Origin of the sequence: Lichenihabitans sp. Uapishka_5 (assembly GCF_033947565.1) — a bacterium.
Classification (GTDB): Bacteria; Pseudomonadota; Alphaproteobacteria; order Rhizobiales; family Beijerinckiaceae; genus Lichenihabitans.
In genome coordinates this window covers 18361-36823 of record NZ_JARPVX010000033.1, presented here as the reverse complement: position 1 = coordinate 36823, position 18463 = coordinate 18361, and the positions used below count along the sequence as shown (strand labels likewise).

Here is an 18463-nt window from a genome sequence, read left to right as displayed (position 1 = left end):
CCCGGACCCGCGTCCGGGCGCCCTCGCCGCGCCTCGTCGAGCGGGACCGCTATGCGCTGCGGGCCGGCGTGCTGCTGCTGCTCGTCGCGGCCGGTTTCGTGGCGGGCCCCGACAAGGAAGGCCGGCTCGCAGCCGCCTTCGACTGGCGCCCTGGTGGGGTCGATGCCCCGGCCACCCGCATCGATGCCTGGATCGATCCGCCGCCCTATACCGGCAAGCCGCCGCTGGTGCTGCTCGGTCCCAATGCCGTCGCCAATGACGCGTCCGAACCGGTCAGCGCCCCGGTCGGGTCGACGGTCGTGGTGCGCTCCGCCGGGGCGCGGCGCGTCACAGTCACGGGTGAAGGCGGCCTGAAGCCGGTGCCCGCCAAGGCCGGCGCCGTGCCGGGCCACGACGGCGACACGCGACTGCTGCTCGGCGGCGATGGCACGGTGGCGATCGCGCAGGACGGGGCCTCCTGGCGCCGTCTCGCCCTGAAAGCCATCCCGGACCTGCCGCCCCGCGTGGCCTTGGTCGGCACGCCGAAATCCACGGGACGCGGCTCGCTGACGCTGGGCTATGGGCTCGAAGACGATTACGGCGTCGTCGGTGCCGAAGCGCACTTCACCCAGCCGGTGATCGATGGCCGTCCGGTGACGGGCCGCGGCTTGGTCGAGCCGCCAAAGGGCATGTTGGTGCTGCCGGCCACCCCGGGCGGGCGTGGCGAAGCCAAGACCACGCTGGATTTGTCGGACCATCCGTGGGCCGGTGCCCATGTGACGCTCACCCTGCAGGCTCGCGACGAGGCCGGCAACACCGGCGAAAGCAAGCCGGTCGACCTCGTGCTGCCGTCGCGGCCGTTCACCAACCCGCTTGCCCGCGCCCTGGTGGAGCAGCGGCGCAATCTGGTGCTCGACCCCGATCATCGCGAGCGGGTCGCGCTGTCGCTCGAGGCGCTCGACTTCGCGCCGGAGGTGTTCGACGTGGCGCCCGCGGTGCATCTCGGGCTGCGGGCCGCCGATCTGCGCCTGAAGGCCGCGACGGGCGACCCGGAGCTTGTTGCCGTGGCGGATCTGCTATGGGCCATGGCGGTGCGCCTCGAGGATGGCGACCTGAGCCAGGCCGAGCAGGACCTGCGGGCCGCCCAAAAGGACCTCAGCGAGGCCTTGGCGCGCGGCGCCCCGCCGGACGAAGTCAAGCGGCTCACCGAGGCCTTGCGCAAGCAGATGGACAAGCTGCTGACCGAGATGGCCCGCAAGACCAGCCAGCCCGGCCAGCCCCAGGACGCGCAGGCCCAGGCCAGCCGGTCGGTGACCCAGAAGGACCTGCAATCCATGCTCGACCGCATGGAGAAGGCGGCCCGCGACGGCGATATGGCCGAGGCCCAGCGGCTTCTCGACCAGTTGAACGGCATCATGAACAACCTGAAGAGCGCCAGTCGTGGTGCTGCCCAGAGTCAGGCGACCCGCGAGATGAACCGCTCGATGGGCGACCTCGATCGGCTGATGCGCGACCAGGGCGACGTGCGCGACAAGACCTTCAAGCAGGGCGGTGGCCAGGATCCTGGGCAAGACCTCGAACAGGACCCGGAGCAGGATTCCGATGAGACCCCCGGCCCTGGCGAGCCGACGGGCGACGGCTCCCAGCCGGGCAAAGGGGCGAATGGGCAGCCGGGCGGCCAGGGGGGGCAGCCATCCGCCGGCCTTGGTGACCTGCAGCGCCGCCAGGGCATGCTGTCGCAACAATTGCAGGCCTTGCAGAAGCGCATGCGCGACCTCGGCATGAAAGGCGAGCAGGGGCTGGCCGACGCGGAAGGCGCCATGAAGCAGGCCGAAGGTGCCCTCGGCCAGGGCCAGAATGGCGTCAACGATGCCGTCGGAGCCCAGGGGCGGGCGCTCGAAGGCTTGCAACGCGGCATGAAGGGGCTTGGCCAGCAGATGGCGCAGGGTGGTGGCGGTCAGCCCGGGCAGGCCCAGGCGCCGGGTGAGGGCGACAGCCCTCCCGACCAGGGCGAGGATGTCGATCCGCTCGGCCGGCCCCGCCAGGGACGCGGCAGCGCGCAAGGCAACCAGCTCGACGTCAGCGGGGGCCTCGCGGCCCGGGCCGCCCAGGTGATGGAGGAGTTGCGGCGGCGGCTTGGCGACCCCACCCGGGCGCCGGACGAGCAGGATTATCTGGAACGGTTGCTGAAACGGTATTGAACGCTGCCCGTAGGCGCTCGACCGAAGCGGTCCAAGCGTCGCGGACGGCAGCCTATGGGCCGAAGGGCATTTGCCTTCGCGGCGACAGCCTTTAGGCTCGGCCGCAAGCGGGCGTCACGCCGCGCACCGAGAAGCGGGGCTGCCGGGCACCCGCCGCACCCTGCCGGGAGGCCCGTCCATGTCCTATGCCGCTGGAAACTGGGCCACCGGGGTGGCGCTCGGCCTTGTGTTGCTCGTGCTGCTGGCCGGCCTCGTCAACATGATGCGCGGGGGCGCCACCAACCTGTCGCAGCGGTTGATGCGACTGCGCGTCGGCCTGCAGTTCCTGGCCATCCTGGTGATGATGGCGGTTCTGTATTTCCGACACTAGCCCGAAGGGTGTTAGATCAGGGCCAACCCTGCCGGCCGGACGTCCCGTCCCAGGCCGCTGTCATTGGTCCGGAGCCGCGATGGTCGTTCTCAACCGCATCTACACCCGCACGGGCGACGATGGCTCGACGGCGCTCGCCAGCGGCGAACGGCGCAGCAAGGCGGATGCGCGGGTCGAGGCTTACGGTACCATCGACGAAACCAATGCTGCGATCGGGTTGGCCCGGCTGGGTCTCGACGAGACGGCGCCGCGGGTCGATGCCATGCTGGCCCGCATCCAGAACGATCTGTTCGACCTCGGCGCCGACCTGGCCCGCCCTCCGGCCGCCGATGAAGGCGAGGTTCTGCGCGTCACCCAGGCTCAGGTGGACCGGCTGGAACGGGAGATCGACGAGCTGAATGCCGATCTGTCGCCGCTGCGCTCCTTTGTGCTGCCGGGTGGCACGCCGGCCGCCGCGGCATTGCACATCGGCCGCACGGTCTGCCGGCGCGCCGAGCGTCTGATCGTGGCGCTGCGCCACGGGGGAGACGCCGTCGGCGAGCCGGCCCTGCGCTACACCAACCGTCTGTCGGATTTCCTGTTCGTCGCTTCGCGCTGGGTCAACGACAAGGGCGAAACCGACATCCTCTGGGTGCCGGGCCGCAACCGTTAGCCTGAGCCGGCGTCCGGCTCAGGCGTGCCCCGCCTGGCCGGACAACATCACCGGGTCGATGCCGATCCGGCGCAGCGCCAACCCGTATTTGGCGTCGAGCGCGGGATCGAACAGCAACGAGGCGTCGGCCGGGCAATGGAGCCAGCCATTGTCCTGGATCTCGGCCTCGAGCTGGCCGGGCGACCACCCCGCATAGCCGAGCGCCAGCACCGCCTTGCGGGGCCCATGCCCCTGCGCGATGGCTCGCAGGACGTCGAGCGTCGCCGTGAGCGACACATCGTAGTCGATCGGCAGGGTGGAATTGTCGACGAAGTAATCGGCCGTATGCAGCACGAACCCACGGCCCGCTTCGACGGGCCCGCCCCGCACCACCGGCACATCGTCCACCGACCCGCCCGCCACCAAGGGGCCGCCGAGCACGTCGAGTTGTACCAGGATCTCGGAAAAGGTGACTTTTCGGGCCGGATGGTTGATGACGATGCCCATCGCCCCGTCCTGCGAATGGGCGCACAGGTAGATCACGGAGCGGCTGAACCGCTCATCCGTCATCCCCGGCATGGCGACAATCATCTGGCCGTTGAGGAAACCGTCGCGCGGCGACGAGTCGCGTATCTTGGGCATGAGCCGATTATGTCCCTCCCTCGCGGCATGGCAAGGAACGAGTTGAGCGACATGGCCGAACCGAGATCCCGATCGCGTCACGGCTGCGGACCGCGATGGCTGGCGCTGGGGTTCGGCGTGGTGGCGAGCATCGGCGCTGCCGCCGTGGCCCATGCCGAAACCGGCCCGAACGCCTCGGACTGGTCGGTGCTGGATCATGCCCGGGTGCGGTTGATCGATGCGGGCCCTGTCCCGGGTGGCGGCACTGGGCGTCTGGCGGGCCTCCAGGTGCAGCTCGATCCGGGCTATCTCACCTATTGGCGCTCGCCCGGTGAGGCAGGGCTGCCGCCGAGCCTCGTCACGGCGGGCTCGACCGATCTGAAGTCCGCCGCCCTGATGTTTCCGGCGCCGGACCGCTATTCGGAGGGGGGTATCGAGGCCATCGGCTACAAGGACGAGGTCGTGTTCCCGGTGCTGGTTACGCCGGCTGCCGCCGACAAGCCGGTCGGCCTGAAGCTCGGCTTCGATTTCGGCATCTGCGAACGGCTGTGCCTACCGGCCCACGCCGCCATGAGCGTGACGCTCGACCACGACGGCACGGCGCCCGAAGCCGGCATCGTGCGGGACGCTTATGCGCGGGTGCCGCACCGGATGGGTGTTGGCGATCCTGGCTCGCTGGTTGTGACGGCCGTGCAGGGCAAGGCCGATGGCGCCCCGGTGACCGTGCATGTGCGGTCGACCAGTTCCGATGTGCCGATGCTTTTTGCCGAGGCGCCGGATCCGTGGTTCGTCAAGGCCGGCGAGGGCTTGTGGTCGAGCGATGGCAGCCTCACCTATCGGGTCGTAGTGAGTGGCGCGCCGGCCGATCCGGCGCCGTTGCCGCTGCGCTTGACCTTGGTGGGCGGGGACGGCGCCATCGAGGTGGGGGTGACGCTCGACGCGCCGCCTCCCAAGCCGTAAAAGGCGGGAATGCGGAACGGCCGGACGGCTTTACGAGCTTTCGCGTGCCTCCAAGGAGACCAGGATGACAATCGCGGTCGGGCAACCCTTGCCCCAGGTGGTGTTCCGCGTTTCGACGCCCGACGGCGTCGAGCCCCGGACCACGGCCGAGGTTTTCCAAGGCCGCACCGTGGTGTTGTTCGCGGTGCCGGGCGCCTTCACGCCCACCTGCCATCGCAACCACCTGCCCGGCTACCTCGAACATGCCGACGCGATCCTGGCAAGGAACGTCGATGCGATCGCGGTGACCAGCACCAACGATCCCTTCGTAATGGCCGCGTGGGCAAAAGACACTGGCGCCGGTGATCGCCTGCTGTTCCTGGCGGACGGCAATGCCGATTTCGCGAGCGCGATCGGATTGTCGGTCGACGCCACCGAGCGCGGCATGGGCATCCGCTCCCAACGCTATGCGATGGTGGTGCGCGACGGCATCGTGGCGCATTTGGCCGTCGAGGAGGTCCGGGGTGTGGTGGCGTCATCGGGCGCCGAAGCCATGCTGGCCGCCCTGGGCGACGCCGGTGGGGCTACAGCATGACACTCGTCGATACACCCCTGGCCATCTCCGGCGTCCAGACTCCAACAAAGCGCTCGCTCGCCGGCCTCACACGGGCTGAGCTGGCCGAGGCGTTGCGCGCCATCGCGGTGCCGGATCGCGAGATCCGCATGCGGGCGGCGCAGCTTTGGCAATGGATCTACCATCACGGGTTGCGCGACTTCGACGGCATGTTGAATGTCGCCAAGGGCCTGAGGACCTTGTTGGCCGAGCACTACACTCTCGACCGGCCCGAGATCGTCACCGAACAGGTGTCGAAGGACGGCACCCGCAAATGGCTGATCCGCATGGCCCCGACCGGGCCGCACGATCGCGGCGCCGAGGTGGAATGCGTCTACATCCCGGAAAGCGACCGTGGCACGTTATGCGTGTCCAGCCAGGTGGGCTGCACCCTGACCTGCACGTTCTGCCACACCGGCACGCAGAAGCTCGTCCGCAATCTGACGACCGCCGAAATCGTGACGCAGCTGATTGTGGCCCGCGATCGCTTGGGCGACTTCCCGGGGCTGGCGCCGCCGAACGACGGCGGCCTGGTGCCGGGCGAAGGCAGCCGAGCCGTGTCGAATATCGTCTTCATGGGGATGGGCGAGCCACTTTATAATTTCGGCAACGTCACGGACGCCATCGGGGTGATGTCCGACGGGGAAGGACTGTCGTTGTCGCGTCGGCGGGTCACGGTGTCGACCTCGGGCGTGGTGCCGGAGATCGGTCCGCTGGGTACAGCGGCCGGCTCCATGCTGGCCATTTCGCTGCACGCCACCAACGACGCCTTGCGCAACGAGCTGGTGCCGTTGAACCGCAAATACCCGATCGAAACGCTGCTGCAGGCCTGCCGGACCTATCCGGGCGCCTCCAATGCACGCCGCATCACCTTCGAATACGTCATGCTGAAGGGGATCAACGATTCGGTCGCGGAGGCCAAGGCGCTGGTGCGGCTGTTGAAGGGCATCCCGGCCAAGATCAACCTGATCCCCTTCAATCCCTGGCCGGGCACGCGCTACGAATGCTCCGACTGGCCGGTGATCGAGCGCTTCTCGGAGGTGGTGTTCAACGCCGGTTATGCCAGCCCGGTGCGGACGCCGCGCGGTCGTGACATCCTGGCGGCGTGCGGCCAGCTGAAGAGCGAGACGGAAAAGCTGCGGGCGCGGGCGCGGTTGATGCTCGAGCAGGACGACGACGTTCCGCAGTCCTTGTGACGATTCTGGGTGTGTTCGTTCCTTTCGGCCTGACGCTAGGATTTGAACACACCCTCTTGACACCAGCGTGGCCCCTGCTAGCGTAATGGCCGAAATCCAGAGCAGCTCGATATTGTCTGCCTGATGGATTGGCTTTGGTGCCGGTGTCGGCTTGGTGATCCTTCGAGGATCCCGTTTCTCTCGCTTGTACGTCTCAGCTTAAAACACAGGTTCTCGGTTTCGAGCCGCAGTCGCAGCTCCCGAGGAAACGACATTCGCTTGGATCTGGCGCGGAAGCAGATGGCACGCTGATCGCGGATAGCGCATGGACCTTTGGTTGCTTGTTCACTTGAGAAGAACGCAGCACCTCGGGTTATTTCTCAAGATGTGAGTTCGAATGTGTTTCAAGGGCACTCGATGAGACCGGGCCAGAACAAGCGTATGCGGGGCCGGAATAACAACAATAACAACAGCAACAACGGTGGACAACGCCGAGGCCCCAACCCGCTGACGCGGTCCTACGAGTCGAATGGTCCCGACGTCAAAGTCCGAGGCACCGCCCAGCACATCGGTGAAAAATATCTGCAGCTCGCCCGTGACGCCCAGACGTCCGGCGATCCCGTTGCCGCCGAAAGCTACCTGCAGCACGCCGAGCATTATTTCCGCATCATCGCGACCGCCCAGCAGGCCCAGCAACAGGCCCAAACCGGCTACCAGCGCCAGCCCGGTGAACTGGATGCCGACGAGGGCGATGACGACGACCTCGTGATGCCCGATCGCTTTGCCCTGCCGGGCGAGCGGTTTCCCCAGCCGGTTCAAGCGGCGCCCGCCCAGACGCAACCGCAGGGCGGCGGCACCGGCCCCCAGCCCTACCCTGAGCGGGGCGGTTTCAACGGCGAACGCCAGAACAATGCGTCCGAGCGCCAGGACCGTCAGGGAGGCGGCGATAACGGCTATCGAGCCGAACGCAACGATCAGCGGCAAGACCGCGAACCGCGGCAAGACCGCGACCAGCGGCAGGACCGCGAACCCCGGCAGGATCGCGATCAGCGTCAGGATCGTGAGCCACGTCAGGACCGCGACCAGCGGCAGGATCGCGAACCCCGTGCCGAGCGGACGTTCCGTCAGGACGGTGAACAGCAACGCGATCAGCGCCAGGATCGAGAGCCGCGTCAGGATCGCGACGCCCGGCCCTTCGTGGATCGCAGCAACGGCGAACGCCAGACTGGTGAACGCAATTTCCGCAACGACCGACAGGCCCGTGGTCCGCGCTACCCGCGTGACGGTCAGGACTACCGCGGCGACCGCGACCAGAACGGCGCTCGGGAGCCTCGGTCGGAGGCAAGCGTCGCTTCCGGTGGCGATCAGCCCGACATGGCGCCGAGCGCCCCCGCCTCTGATGTCGCGGCCGAACTGCCGGCCTTCATCACCGCCCCGGTGCGGCCCGTGACGCCGACGCCCGACTTGGTCGAAGCGCCCGCAATTCAGCCTGTCGCCGCCGCAGAGCCGCCGGCTGCTGTCTCCGATCCAGTTGCGGCCGAGTCGGTTGCAGCCGATGCGGTCGGCGAAGCTGCCGAGGGCGAAGCCTTTACGGTGCGTCCGCGTCGTCGGCGTCGGACCCGTGCCATGATCGAGGCGGATGCCGCAGCCGCCGCCGCTCTGGCTGGCGGTGAGACGCCTGTCTCCGAATAGTGTTTTTGAGGCCTGGGGGCGCCCTGCCCCTAGGTCGCGCCGTGACGCTTGTTCTCCCTATGAGGTGCAATCATCCCGACGCTTCGTGAAATGGCTCTCCAGGCGCAATCCTGAGGGTCGTTTTTCGACCACGTCGAAGGCGATGCCGCTTGATTGCGGCTTGCGGATCGTCTAGGCGAAAACTCCCTCCTTCATGGCCTTGGGCCGGTTCGCCACGAACCGGCATTGTTCCAGGCCCTTCTCCCTCCCTACGATTCAGCGCGTCGACGCACCGAGGACGAACCCCCATGCGGGAAATCAAGCTCAAGGACCTCAAGGAAAAGTCGCCGACCGAACTGCAGGTCTTCGCCGAAACCCACGAGGTCGAGAACGCCTCCATCATGCGCAAGCAGGAGCTGATGTTCGCCATCCTCAAGCAGCTGGCGAGCCGCGAGATCGAGATCATCGGCGAAGGCGTCGTCGAGGTGCTGCAGGATGGGTTCGGCTATCTGCGCTCGCCCGACGCCAATTATCTGGCAGGACCGGACGACATCTACGTGTCGCCGTCGCAGATCCGCCGCTTCGGCTTGCGCACCGGTGACACGGTCGAAGGCTTGATCCGCGGCCCCAAGGACGGCGAGCGGTATTTCGCGCTGCTGAAGGTCAACAGCATCAATTTCGACGATCCGGAAAAAATCCGGCACAAGGTGCACTTCGACAACCTGACGCCGCTCTACCCGAACCGCCGCCTGAAACTCGAGATCGAAGATCCGACCCGCAAGGATTTCTCCTCCCGAGTCATCGACGTCGTGTCGCCGATCGGCATGGGGCAGCGCGCCCTCATCGTGGCGCCGCCGCGCACCGGCAAGACCGTGCTGCTGCAGAACATCGCCCAGTCGGTTACGGCCAACCACCCGGACTGCTATCTGATCGTTCTGCTGATCGACGAGCGGCCCGAAGAGGTCACCGACATGCAGCGCTCCGTCAAGGGCGAGGTGGTGTCGTCCACCTTCGATGAGCCGGCGACACGCCACGTCCAGGTGGCCGAGATGGTGATCGAGAAGGCCAAGCGCCTCGTCGAGCATGGCCGTGACGTGGTGATCCTGCTCGATTCCATTACCCGGCTCGGCCGCGCCTACAACACCACGGTGCCGTCCTCCGGCAAGGTGCTGACCGGCGGTGTCGACGCCAATGCGTTGCAGCGCCCGAAGCGCTTCTTCGGCGCCGCCCGCAACATCGAGGAAGGCGGCTCGCTGACCATCATCGCTACCGCGCTGATCGACACCGGGTCTCGCATGGACGAGGTGATCTTCGAAGAGTTCAAGGGCACCGGCAACTCGGAAATTATCCTCGACCGCAAGGTGGCGGACAAGCGCATCTATCCGGCGCTCGACATCACCCGCTCCGGCACCCGCAAGGAGGAGCTGCTTGTGGCACCCGAGATCCTCAAGAAGATGTATGTGCTGCGCCGCATCCTCAACCCGATGGGCACCGTCGATGCCGTCGAGTTCCTGCTCGGCAAGCTGCGGGAAACCCCGAAGGGCAACACGGCCTTCTTCGACTCGATGAACACCTGAGCGCACGCTTCGAGTAGCGCCTCTCCTTCACGGCCGGAGCCAAGCGCTCCGGCCGTTCTCGTTTCACGGACCCCGCGCGCCGGCACCGGGCAGGGCGCCTTCAGCACGGAATGATCCATGCGGGACACGATCTTCGCCCTTGCGTCCGGTCCGGGCCGCGCCGCCGTGGCGGTGCTCCGCTTGTCCGGTCCGGCCAGCCGCATGGCGCTCGAACGCCTGATCGGGCGTTGCCCCCCGCCCCGCCACGCCAGCCTCGTGGCACTTCGTGACCCGCACTCGGGTGAACTGCTCGATCGCGGCCTCGCGCTGTGGTTTCCGGGGCCCCGCTCCTTCACCGGCGAGGATGCGGCAGAGCTGCAGTTGCATGGCGGCCGCGCCGTCGTAGCGTCTGTGCTCGATGCGCTGGGCCGCCTTCACGGCTGCCGCTTGGCGGAACCCGGCGAGTTCACCAGGCGCGCTTTTGCCGAAGGCCGGCTCGATCTGGCCGAAGTCGAAGGTTTGGCCGACCTGATCGACGCCCAGACGGCGGCCCAACGCCGGCAGGCCCTGCACCAGATGGATGGCGCCCTTGGCCTCTGGGTGGCGGACCTGCGCGACGCCCTGCTGACTGCCCAGGCCTTGGCGGAATCGGCCATCGACTTCGCCGACGAGGGCGATGTGGCGGCTGATGCCCTGTCGCAGGCCCGCGCCGCCACGCTCGCGGTGGCGGCCCGAATCGCGGCCGAACGCGACCGCCCCCCTGCGGCCGAGCAGGTGCGCGACGGTTTCGTGGTGGCTTTGACCGGTCCGCCCAACGCCGGCAAGTCGACCCTGCTGAATGCTCTGGCGCGACGCGACGTGGCGCTCGTGTCGGCCATCCCGGGCACCACGCGTGACCCGATCGAAGTGGCGCTCGACCTCGGTGGCTACGCGGTGGTGCTGGTCGATACGGCCGGCCTGCGCCCCTCCGACGATCCGCTGGAACAGGCCGGCATCGCGCGCGCAAGGGCCAGAGCCGAGGCGGCCGACCTCGTGTTGTGGCTGCAGGATGCCACAACCCCACCGATCCTGCCCGAACAGGACATCTATGCCGCGGCGGTTGCGGTCGGCACCAAGGGCGACACGGTCGCTACCCCCGCGGACGGCTATGCCCTGACGATCGCGGCGCGTACCGGCGAGGGCTTGCCGGCGCTGATCGCACACCTGCAGACGCTCGTGGCCGCACGGCTGGTCGGCGGCGAGACGGCGCTTGTCGGACGCGCCCGCCATCGGGCCGCCTTGACCCGCGCCGCAGCGCTGCTCGACGCTGCCCTACGGCAGGACGAAGCCGAACTGATGGCGGAAGACCTGCGCTCGGCCGCAGCAGCCCTTCTCAGCCTCGTCGGTCGCATCGATGTCGAAGACGTGCTCGGCAGCATCTTTTCGCGGTTCTGCATCGGCAAATAGCCGCTCCCGTTTCACGTGAAACCCGCGCGACCGAACGCGGCGCGACAGGGGAGATGCTGGCCAAGCCCCGGGCCTTGCCATAGAACCTCATCCCATTGCCGGCCGAAGGGCCTGGCCTGACCCCTGCCCGGACCTCGATCCATGACACTCCGGTATGACATCATCGTCATCGGCGGCGGCCACGCCGGCTGCGAGGCGGCGGCGGCTTCGGCCCGTATGGGCGCCGAGACACTGCTGCTGACCCACAAGGTCGCGACGATCGGCGTCATGTCCTGCAACCCGGCGATCGGCGGCCTCGGCAAGGGCCACCTGGTCCGGGAGATCGATGCGCTCGACGGCATCATGGGCCGGGTGGCTGACGCGGGCGGTATCCAATTCCGCGTTCTCAATCGGCGCAAGGGACCGGCGGTGCGCGGACCGCGCGCCCAGGCCGACCGGGCGCTCTACCGGGCCGCCATGCAGCGCGAATTGGCCGAGACTGCCCATCTGACGATCCTCGAAGGCGAGGCGCACGATCTGGAGATTATCGACGGTCGCGTCGCCGGCGTGATCCTGTCGGACGGCCGCACCCTGCCCTGCGGTGCCGCCATCCTGACGACCGGCACGTTCCTGCGCGGCCTGGTCCATATGGGCGAGACGCAGATCCAGGCCGGTCGCATCGGAGAGGCCCCGGCTTTAGGTTTGTCGGCCACGCTCGATCGCTGCGGCTTCGCCCTGGGACGCCTGAAGACCGGCACCCCGCCCCGGCTCGATGGCCGCACGATCGATTTTTCCGGCCTCGACCGTCAGCCGGGCGACGACGACCCGGAGCCGTTCTCCAGCCTGACCACGCAGCTGCCGAACCCGCAGGTCGACTGCCACATCACCCGCACCACCGCCGCCACCCATGCGGTGATCCGGGCCAACATGCATCGGGCGCCGTTGTTCTCGGGCGCCATCCAGGGGCGAGGACCACGTTATTGCCCTTCAGTCGAGGACAAGGTGGTGCGCTTCGCCGATCGGGACAGCCACCAGATCTTTCTGGAGCCCGAGGGGCTCGACGATCCCACCTATTATCCGAACGGCATCTCGACCTCGCTGCCGGTCGATGTGCAACAGGCCTTCCTGGCTACCATCCCGGGCCTCGAGCGGGTCGCGGTGCTGCAGCCCGGTTACGCGATCGAATATGACTTCGTCGACCCGCGCGAGCTGCTTCCAACGCTCGAGACGAAGCGGATCCCCGGGCTTTACCTCGCCGGCCAGATCAATGGCACGACGGGCTACGAGGAAGCGGCCGGGCAGGGGCTGGTGGCGGGCCTCAACGCCGCCCGGGCCTGCGGGGGCGGCGAGCCGATCGTCTTCAGCCGCGCCAATTCTTACCTCGGTGTGATGATCGACGATCTCGTCACGCGGGGCGTCACCGAGCCCTACCGCATGTTCACCTCGCGGGCCGAGTTCCGGTTGACCCTGCGGGCCGACAATGCCGACCAGCGTTTGACCCCGCTTGGACTCGACCTCGGCTGCGTCGGGTCGGCCCGGGCAGGGCGGTTCGGTGCCAAGCTCGCTGCCCTGGATGCTGCCCGCGCCCTGATGCACCGGCTGACCGCAACGCCCAACGAGGCGGCACGGCACGGCATGGCAGTGAGCCAGGACGGCTTGCGCCGTTCGGCCTTCGGCCTCCTGTCCTACCCGTCCGTCGAATGGGAGATGCTCGAGTCCTTATGGCCTGAGGTGCGACAGGTGCCGGCCGCCGTCCGTCCGCAAGTCGAGGCCGACGCCTGTTACGCGGTCTATCTCGACCGGCAGGATGCCGACATCGCCCGCACCGAGCGCGAGCTCGACTGCCCTCTGCCAGCTGGTCTCGATTATGCCGTCATCCCTGGTCTGTCGCGCGAATTGTCCGACAAGCTGTCCGCCGCGAGACCGATGACGTTAGGACAGGCGCAAAGGCTGGAAGGCATGACGCCTGCCGCGCTGACGGTGCTGTTGGCCCACGCCGGCCGGTCGGACCGATCCACCCAGGCAGCCGCCTGATGCGGCCGGCGCAAAGATCGAAGTCGGGCCAGAATGATGCGCAGACCAATCGTGACCACGGCTTGCAGCTGATGGACGTTTCACGTGAAACGGCTGCTCGTTTCGATGTCTATGTCGAGCTGCTGCAGCGTTGGCAGGGCGTGAAGAACCTTGTCGGGGCCGCGACCCTGCCGGAAGTCTGGACCCGGCATGTGGCGGATTCGTTTCAGCTGGTGGGTCTTGGTGGCGCCGCATGCCGGTGGGCCGACATCGGCTCCGGGGCCGGGTTCCCCGGTCTGGTAATCGGCATCGCGTTGCGGGAGCGGCCCAACGCCCATGTCCATCTGATCGAAGCCAATAACCGCAAGGCCGCCTTCCTGCGTGAGGTGGCACGCGAAACCGGAGCCCCGGTGACGGTGCATGCCCGGCGCATCGAAGATGTCATCCCCGAGCTCGACAATATCGAGGTGTTGACCGCCCGTGCCCTGGCGCCGCTGCCGCAACTCCTGCTGTGGGGCAAAAGACTCATCGAAGCGGGGACGCTCGGCTTGTTCCTGAAAGGCGGCGACGCCGAACACGAATCAGCTACGGTGCGAGACGATCCCGCCTATGCGGTCGAGCTGCTCCCGAGCTTGACCCAGGCCGAGGCCCGCATCGTGCGGATCAAGGCTGTCGGAACATCGGTCGTCAACGAGGCAAGGAGTGGTCATGCTGGGTGAAGGAACAGGACCACGCGTCCTGGTCTTGGCCAACCAGAAGGGCGGCGTCGGCAAGACCACGACGGCCATCAATCTCGGTACGGCGCTGGCCGCCATCGGCGAAAAGGTTCTGCTGATCGACCTCGATCCGCAGGGCAATGCCTCAACGGGGCTCGGCATCGACCGTCGCAGCCGGACCCGCTCGACCTATCATGTGTTGATTGGCGAAGAGCGGCTGGCCGACGTGACGCGCGCGACCGCGGTGCCGAACCTGCATGTGGCGCCCTCTACCATGGACCTGCTCGGCGTCGATCTCGAGATCGCCTCCCACAAGGATCGCACCTTCAAGCTGCGCAACGCGCTGCGGGTCCTGGCCAACCCCGCCCCGGGGGAGGCCAACCCCGGCTTCACCTATGTGCTGGTCGATTGCCCGCCGTCGCTCAACCTGCTTACCGTCAATGCTCTCGCGGCATCCGACAGCGTGGTGGTGCCTCTGCAATGCGAGTTCTTTGCCCTGGAAGGGCTGTCTCAGTTGCTGGCGACCGTCGAGCAGGTTCGCCGCAGCCTGAATCAGGCACTGTCGATCCACGGCATCCTGCTCACCATGTTCGATCCCCGCAACAATCTGGCAGCCCAGGTGGTAGCCGATGTGCGCGAGTTCATGGGCGACAAGGTGTATGACACCGTCATCCCGCGCAACGTGCGGGTGTCGGAAGCGCCGTCGCATGGCAAGCCGGTGCTGCTGTACGACCTGAAATGCGCCGGCAGTCAGGCCTACCTGAAGCTCGCCTCGGAGGTAATCCAGCGCGAACGTCAGTTGCAGGCCGCCTGAGATGGCCGAAGACGCTCCCCGACCCCGCCTCGGGCGTGGCCTCGCGGCCTTGCTGGCCGACACCTCGGCCCAGATGCCTGCCCTGGTCGAAAACACACGGGATCGCGCGCGGCTTCCCGTCAGCGCACTCGAACCGAACCCCCGCAACCCGCGTCACGACTTCGATGCGGCGGAACTCGACGACCTCGCGGGCTCGATCCGCGAAAAAGGCATTCTGCAGCCCATCATTGTGCGTCCCTCGGCCGGCGCCCATGACCGCTACGAGATTATTGCAGGCGAGCGCCGCTGGCGTGCCGCCCAGCTGGCCGGGCTCAATGAGGTGCCGGTAATCGTGGTGGCGGCCAGCGATGGCGAAGCGCTGGAGCTCGCCATCATCGAGAACGTGCAGCGCACCGACCTCAACGCTATCGAGGAAGCGCGCGGCTACGAGCGCCTGAGCCACGAGTTCGGTTATTCGCAAAGCGACCTCGCCCGCATCATCGGCAAGAGCCGCAGCCATGTGGCCAATACGGTGCGACTGCTCAAGCTGCCGGAGCCGGTCAGCCGCATGGTCTCGGCAGGGCAGATCACGGCTGGCCATGCGCGGGCGCTGCTGGCCTTCGACGACCCTGAGGCGGTCGCCCGCCGCGTGGTGCAGCGCGGCCTCAACGTGCGTGAGGTCGAGCAACTTGCGCAGCGGCAGGCCGAGAAGCGGGCCGGGCACGGGGTAGACGTCATCCCGCCGAAGCCCGCGCGCCGCAGCGGCGAGGCTGTGGCCGTGGCCGAGGAGCTCAGCACCCTGCTGGGCCTTGCGGTGACGCTCGACCACCGGGGCGGCGGCGGCGAACTGCGCATCCGCTACAACACGCTCGAGCAGCTGCACGGGCTGTGCCGCCAGTTGCGCTCCTGACGGCTGCGGCTTAGCCTGAGCTGGCGCCACCGGGGCGCCATAAGTGTGGAGTGCGAAGGCGCATGCCGGACGCCGAAGGGCATCCCGAGCGCGACGAGATGGATCTGGGCGCGATCTTGTCGGCCCTCGCTGACCCGTTGCGGCGCAAGGTGATCTACGATCTCATCCATTGTCCGCACGGTCATGAGCGCACCTGCGTCTCCTTCGCGCTGCCAGTCAGCAAGGCGTCGCTGACCCATCATTTCCGCGTGCTGCGGGAAGCGGGCCTGATCCGTCAGGAGAACCGCGGCAACAGCCGCGCCGCCACTCTGCGCCGCGTCGATCTCGACATGCGCTTTCCCGGCCTCCTGGCCCTGGTGGCCGACAACAAATCCTGAACGAGAGTTCCAGCATGACCACCCAGCACCGCACCGGCGGAGAGATCCTGGTCGCCCAACTGATCCGGCAGGGGGTCGAACATGTATTCTGCGTGCCGGGCGAAAGCTATCTCGCGGTGCTGGATGCCCTGCACGATACCACCATCGCCCTGACGGTCTGTCGGCAAGAGGCGGGTGCCGCCATGATGGCCGATGCGGTGGCACGGCTGAGCGGCCGGCCCGGCATCGCCATGGTGACACGCGGGCCGGGCGCCACCAACGCCGCCCATGCGATCCATGTCGCCCAGCACGATTCCGTGCCGCTCATCCTGTTCGTCGGCCAGATCGAGCGGTCGATGCGGGGCAGGGGGGCCTTCCAGGAGCTCGACTATCCGGCCGTGTTCGGTGCCATGGCGAAATGGGTGGTGGAGATCGACGAGGCTGCCCGCATCCCGGAGCTCGTGTCGCGCGCCTTCCATGTGGCGCTGCAGGGTCGGCCCGGTCCGGTGGTGATCGCCCTGCCGGAGGATATGCTGACCGAGGCCGCCGCGGTGGCGGACGCACCCACCGTTGAACCGGTGCCGACTTGGCCGGGCCTGACCCAGATGGCCGAGCTGCAGAAGCTGCTCTGGAAAGCCGAGCGGCCGGTTCTGGTCCTGGGCGGCACAGGCTGGACCGACAAGGCGCGCGCCGGCGTGGCGCGGTTCGCTGAGCGCTTCGCCCTGCCGGTCGCGACCTCGTTCCGCCGGGCCGACCTGATCGATGCCGACCATCCGGGCGCCGCAGGCGAGATCGGCCTCGGGCCGAACCCCGCCCTGAAGGCGTTGATCGAGGCGGCCGACCTCGTCATCCTGTTGGGGGCCCGCATGGCCGAGGTGCCGTCGCAGGCCTATACGCTGATGGGCATCCCGGCAGGGCCGCAGGCGATCGTCCATATCCATCCCGATCCGGGCGAACTCGGCCGCGTGTACCATCCGACGCTTGGCATCCTGGCGAGCCCTGCGGCCTTTGCGGCGAGCCTCGAGAGCCTGCAACCACCCCAGGTGTTGCCTTGGGCCGAGGCGACTGCCGCGGCGCACTCGGCCTACCAGGGGTGGAGCGAGGCCGCGCCCCGGCCGGCGCCGGGTCCTGTCGACATGGCGGCCGTGCTGGCCTGGTTGCGAGACCACCTGCCCGACGATGCCGTGGTGACCAACGGCGCCGGCAATTACGCCATCTGGGTCGGCCGCTTCATGCGGTTCACCGGCGCGCGCCGGCAATTGGCGCCGACCTCCGGCTCGATGGGATATGGGGTGCCGGCCGCCATCGGGGCGCAGCGCCTCGCTCCCGACCGCACCGTGGTGGCTTTCGCGGGCGACGGCTGCTTCCTGATGAATGGGCAGGAATTCGCAACAGCCGTGCAATACGGCCTGCCGGTGGTGTTCATCGTGGTCGACAACGGCATGTATGGCACGATCCGCATGCACCAGGAGCGCGCTTACCCGGCCCGCGTTTCAGGCACCGCGTTGCGCAACCCGGATTTCGCCGCCTATGCGCGCGCCTTCGGCGGCCATGGCGAAACGGTGGCGCGGACAGCCGATTTCGCCGGAGCCTTCGAGCGATGCCTCGCGTCCGGTCAACCGGCCATCATCCACATGGAGGTCGATCCGGAAGCCCTGACGCCGGGCCGCACCTTGTCGGAGGTGCGGCAGGACGGCGAGGCTGCGCGGCAGGCCTGATCGACCAGGCTCGCGCCATCAGAGGTCCGGCAAGGCGTTCAGCATCGCCATGGCGGCCGCTGGATTGTGCGGCTTATGGCCCGCAATCATAAAGACGAAGACGTCATGTGGCGCCTTGCGGGGCTGTTTCGGCGAAACAGGCTCGAAATCCTCGGGAACGCTGCCCCCTGCATAGGTTGCGGCGCGCGTGGCCCAGCGCTCCAGCGTCTCGACCGGATAGCCGGTCGCGCAATCCTGGGTCGTGTTCTGCAGGCGCGCATAGGCGAAGGGCGCCGTCAGATCCGGGATCTGTGGGAAATCCGGGTGGTCGGTCAGGGCTGTGGCGACCCCATAATGTCGTAGCAGGTCGATAAAGGCCGGGACCCGAAAGCTCGGGTGGCGCACTTCGACGACATGACGCAGCGTGACGCCGCCGTCGTGAGACTGCGGCAACAGCGCCAGGAAGGCCGCGAAATCGTCGGGGTCGAAGGTTTTGGTCGGCAGGCACTGCCAGTTGATCGGACCGAGTTTGGCACCGAGGCGTGTCACGCCTCCGGTGATGAAACGCTCCATCGAGGCGCCGGCCTCCGCCAGCACGCGCCGGTTCGTCGTGAAGCGCGGGCCTTTCACGGCGAAGACGAAACCATCCGGGGCTTCGTCGCGCCAGCGCTCGAAGCTTTCGGGCTTCTGGGCGCCGTAATAGGTGCCGTTGATCTCGATGGCCGTTAACTGCCGGCTGGCGAAGCCAAGCTCCTTCGCATGGGTCAGGCCCTTCGGGTAGAACACCCCGCGCCAGG

The 18463-nt window shown here is 67.8% G+C and carries 17 protein-coding genes and 1 pseudogene; 16 read left to right on the top strand and 2 right to left on the bottom strand.

Features of this window, described 5'->3' with window-relative positions:
• The 3 genes from P7D22_RS13025 to P7D22_RS13015 form a co-directional block, all read left to right on the top strand.
• A partial coding sequence (locus P7D22_RS13025) for a TIGR02302 family protein (RefSeq protein ID WP_319934676.1) occupies positions 1 to 2180 on the top strand: 2180 nt, incomplete at its 5' end.
• Between the two features lie 178 nt (positions 2181 to 2358).
• On the top strand, positions 2359 to 2550 hold the full coding sequence (locus P7D22_RS13020; protein ID WP_319934675.1) for a twin transmembrane helix small protein: 192 nt from the start codon (positions 2359 to 2361) through the stop codon (positions 2548 to 2550).
• 79 nt (positions 2551 to 2629) lie between these two features.
• Complete coding sequence (locus P7D22_RS13015; RefSeq protein ID WP_319934674.1) at positions 2630 to 3202, top strand: cob(I)yrinic acid a,c-diamide adenosyltransferase; 573 nt, start codon at positions 2630 to 2632, stop codon at positions 3200 to 3202.
• An 18-nt stretch (positions 3203 to 3220) separates the two neighbouring features.
• Here the strand turns inward: P7D22_RS13015 and P7D22_RS13010 are convergent, their stop codons facing one another.
• Positions 3221 to 3823: a YqgE/AlgH family protein gene (locus P7D22_RS13010; protein WP_319934673.1), complete on the bottom strand. Its 603-nt coding sequence runs from the start codon at positions 3821 to 3823 to the stop codon at positions 3221 to 3223.
• A 51-nt stretch (positions 3824 to 3874) separates the two neighbouring features.
• Here P7D22_RS13010 and P7D22_RS13005 point away from each other — a divergent pair, with 51 nt between their 5' ends.
• From P7D22_RS13005 to P7D22_RS12945, 13 genes and pseudogenes are all read left to right on the top strand, one after another.
• A complete protein-coding gene (locus tag P7D22_RS13005) occupies positions 3875 to 4762 on the top strand; it encodes a protein-disulfide reductase DsbD domain-containing protein (RefSeq protein WP_319934672.1) in 888 nt (295 codons plus the stop codon).
• A gap of 64 nt (positions 4763 to 4826) precedes the next feature.
• Positions 4827 to 5336 (top strand): peroxiredoxin, encoded by a 510-nt coding sequence (locus P7D22_RS13000; protein WP_319934671.1) that lies wholly within the window; start codon positions 4827 to 4829, stop codon positions 5334 to 5336.
• The gene (rlmN, locus tag P7D22_RS12995) at positions 5333 to 6550 is read left to right on the top strand and encodes a 23S rRNA (adenine(2503)-C(2))-methyltransferase RlmN (RefSeq protein WP_319934670.1); all 1218 of its coding nucleotides are present in this window, start codon (positions 5333 to 5335) and stop codon (positions 6548 to 6550) included. The genes P7D22_RS13000 and rlmN overlap by 4 nt, the downstream gene beginning before the upstream one ends.
• 396 nt (positions 6551 to 6946) lie before the next feature.
• A pseudogene (locus P7D22_RS23495) lies at positions 6947 to 7156 on the top strand (DUF4167 domain-containing protein); the annotation flags it as partial.
• Positions 7157 to 7726: 570 nt separating this feature from the next.
• Positions 7727 to 8221 (top strand): hypothetical protein, encoded by a 495-nt coding sequence (locus P7D22_RS12985; protein ID WP_319934668.1) that lies wholly within the window; start codon positions 7727 to 7729, stop codon positions 8219 to 8221.
• 287 nt (positions 8222 to 8508) lie between these two features.
• Positions 8509 to 9777 carry a transcription termination factor Rho gene (gene rho, locus P7D22_RS12980; RefSeq protein WP_319934667.1) on the top strand — a complete coding sequence of 423 codons (1269 nt, stop codon included), beginning with the start codon at positions 8509 to 8511 and terminating at the stop codon, positions 9775 to 9777.
• A gap of 117 nt (positions 9778 to 9894) precedes the next feature.
• Positions 9895 to 11202, top strand: coding sequence for a tRNA uridine-5-carboxymethylaminomethyl(34) synthesis GTPase MnmE (gene mnmE, locus P7D22_RS12975; protein WP_319934666.1), 1308 nt, complete (start codon positions 9895 to 9897; stop codon positions 11200 to 11202).
• A gap of 141 nt (positions 11203 to 11343) precedes the next feature.
• Positions 11344 to 13215, top strand: a complete 1872-nt coding sequence (mnmG, locus tag P7D22_RS12970; protein ID WP_319934665.1) for a tRNA uridine-5-carboxymethylaminomethyl(34) synthesis enzyme MnmG — start codon at positions 11344 to 11346, stop codon at positions 13213 to 13215.
• A gap of 71 nt (positions 13216 to 13286) precedes the next feature.
• A complete protein-coding gene (gene rsmG, locus P7D22_RS12965) occupies positions 13287 to 13913 on the top strand; it encodes a 16S rRNA (guanine(527)-N(7))-methyltransferase RsmG (protein ID WP_319934664.1) in 627 nt (208 codons plus the stop codon).
• Positions 13903 to 14724: a ParA family protein gene (locus P7D22_RS12960; protein WP_319934663.1), complete on the top strand. Its 822-nt coding sequence runs from the start codon at positions 13903 to 13905 to the stop codon at positions 14722 to 14724. Before rsmG ends, P7D22_RS12960 begins: the two co-directional genes overlap by 11 nt.
• Before the next feature lies 1 nt (position 14725).
• Positions 14726 to 15613, top strand: a complete 888-nt coding sequence (locus P7D22_RS12955) for a ParB/RepB/Spo0J family partition protein (protein ID WP_319934662.1) — start codon at positions 14726 to 14728, stop codon at positions 15611 to 15613.
• A 62-nt stretch (positions 15614 to 15675) separates the two neighbouring features.
• Positions 15676 to 15990 (top strand): ArsR/SmtB family transcription factor, encoded by a 315-nt coding sequence (locus tag P7D22_RS12950; protein WP_319934661.1) that lies wholly within the window; start codon positions 15676 to 15678, stop codon positions 15988 to 15990.
• A gap of 14 nt (positions 15991 to 16004) precedes the next feature.
• On the top strand, positions 16005 to 17687 hold the full coding sequence (locus tag P7D22_RS12945; protein ID WP_319934660.1) for a thiamine pyrophosphate-binding protein: 1683 nt from the start codon (positions 16005 to 16007) through the stop codon (positions 17685 to 17687).
• Positions 17688 to 17705: 18 nt separating this feature from the next.
• Here the strand turns inward: P7D22_RS12945 and P7D22_RS12940 are convergent, their stop codons facing one another.
• Entirely contained in the window at positions 17706 to 18452 is a 747-nt protein-coding gene (locus P7D22_RS12940) for a DUF72 domain-containing protein (protein ID WP_319934659.1), read from the bottom strand.
• Positions 18453 to 18463: the final 11 nt, after the last annotated feature.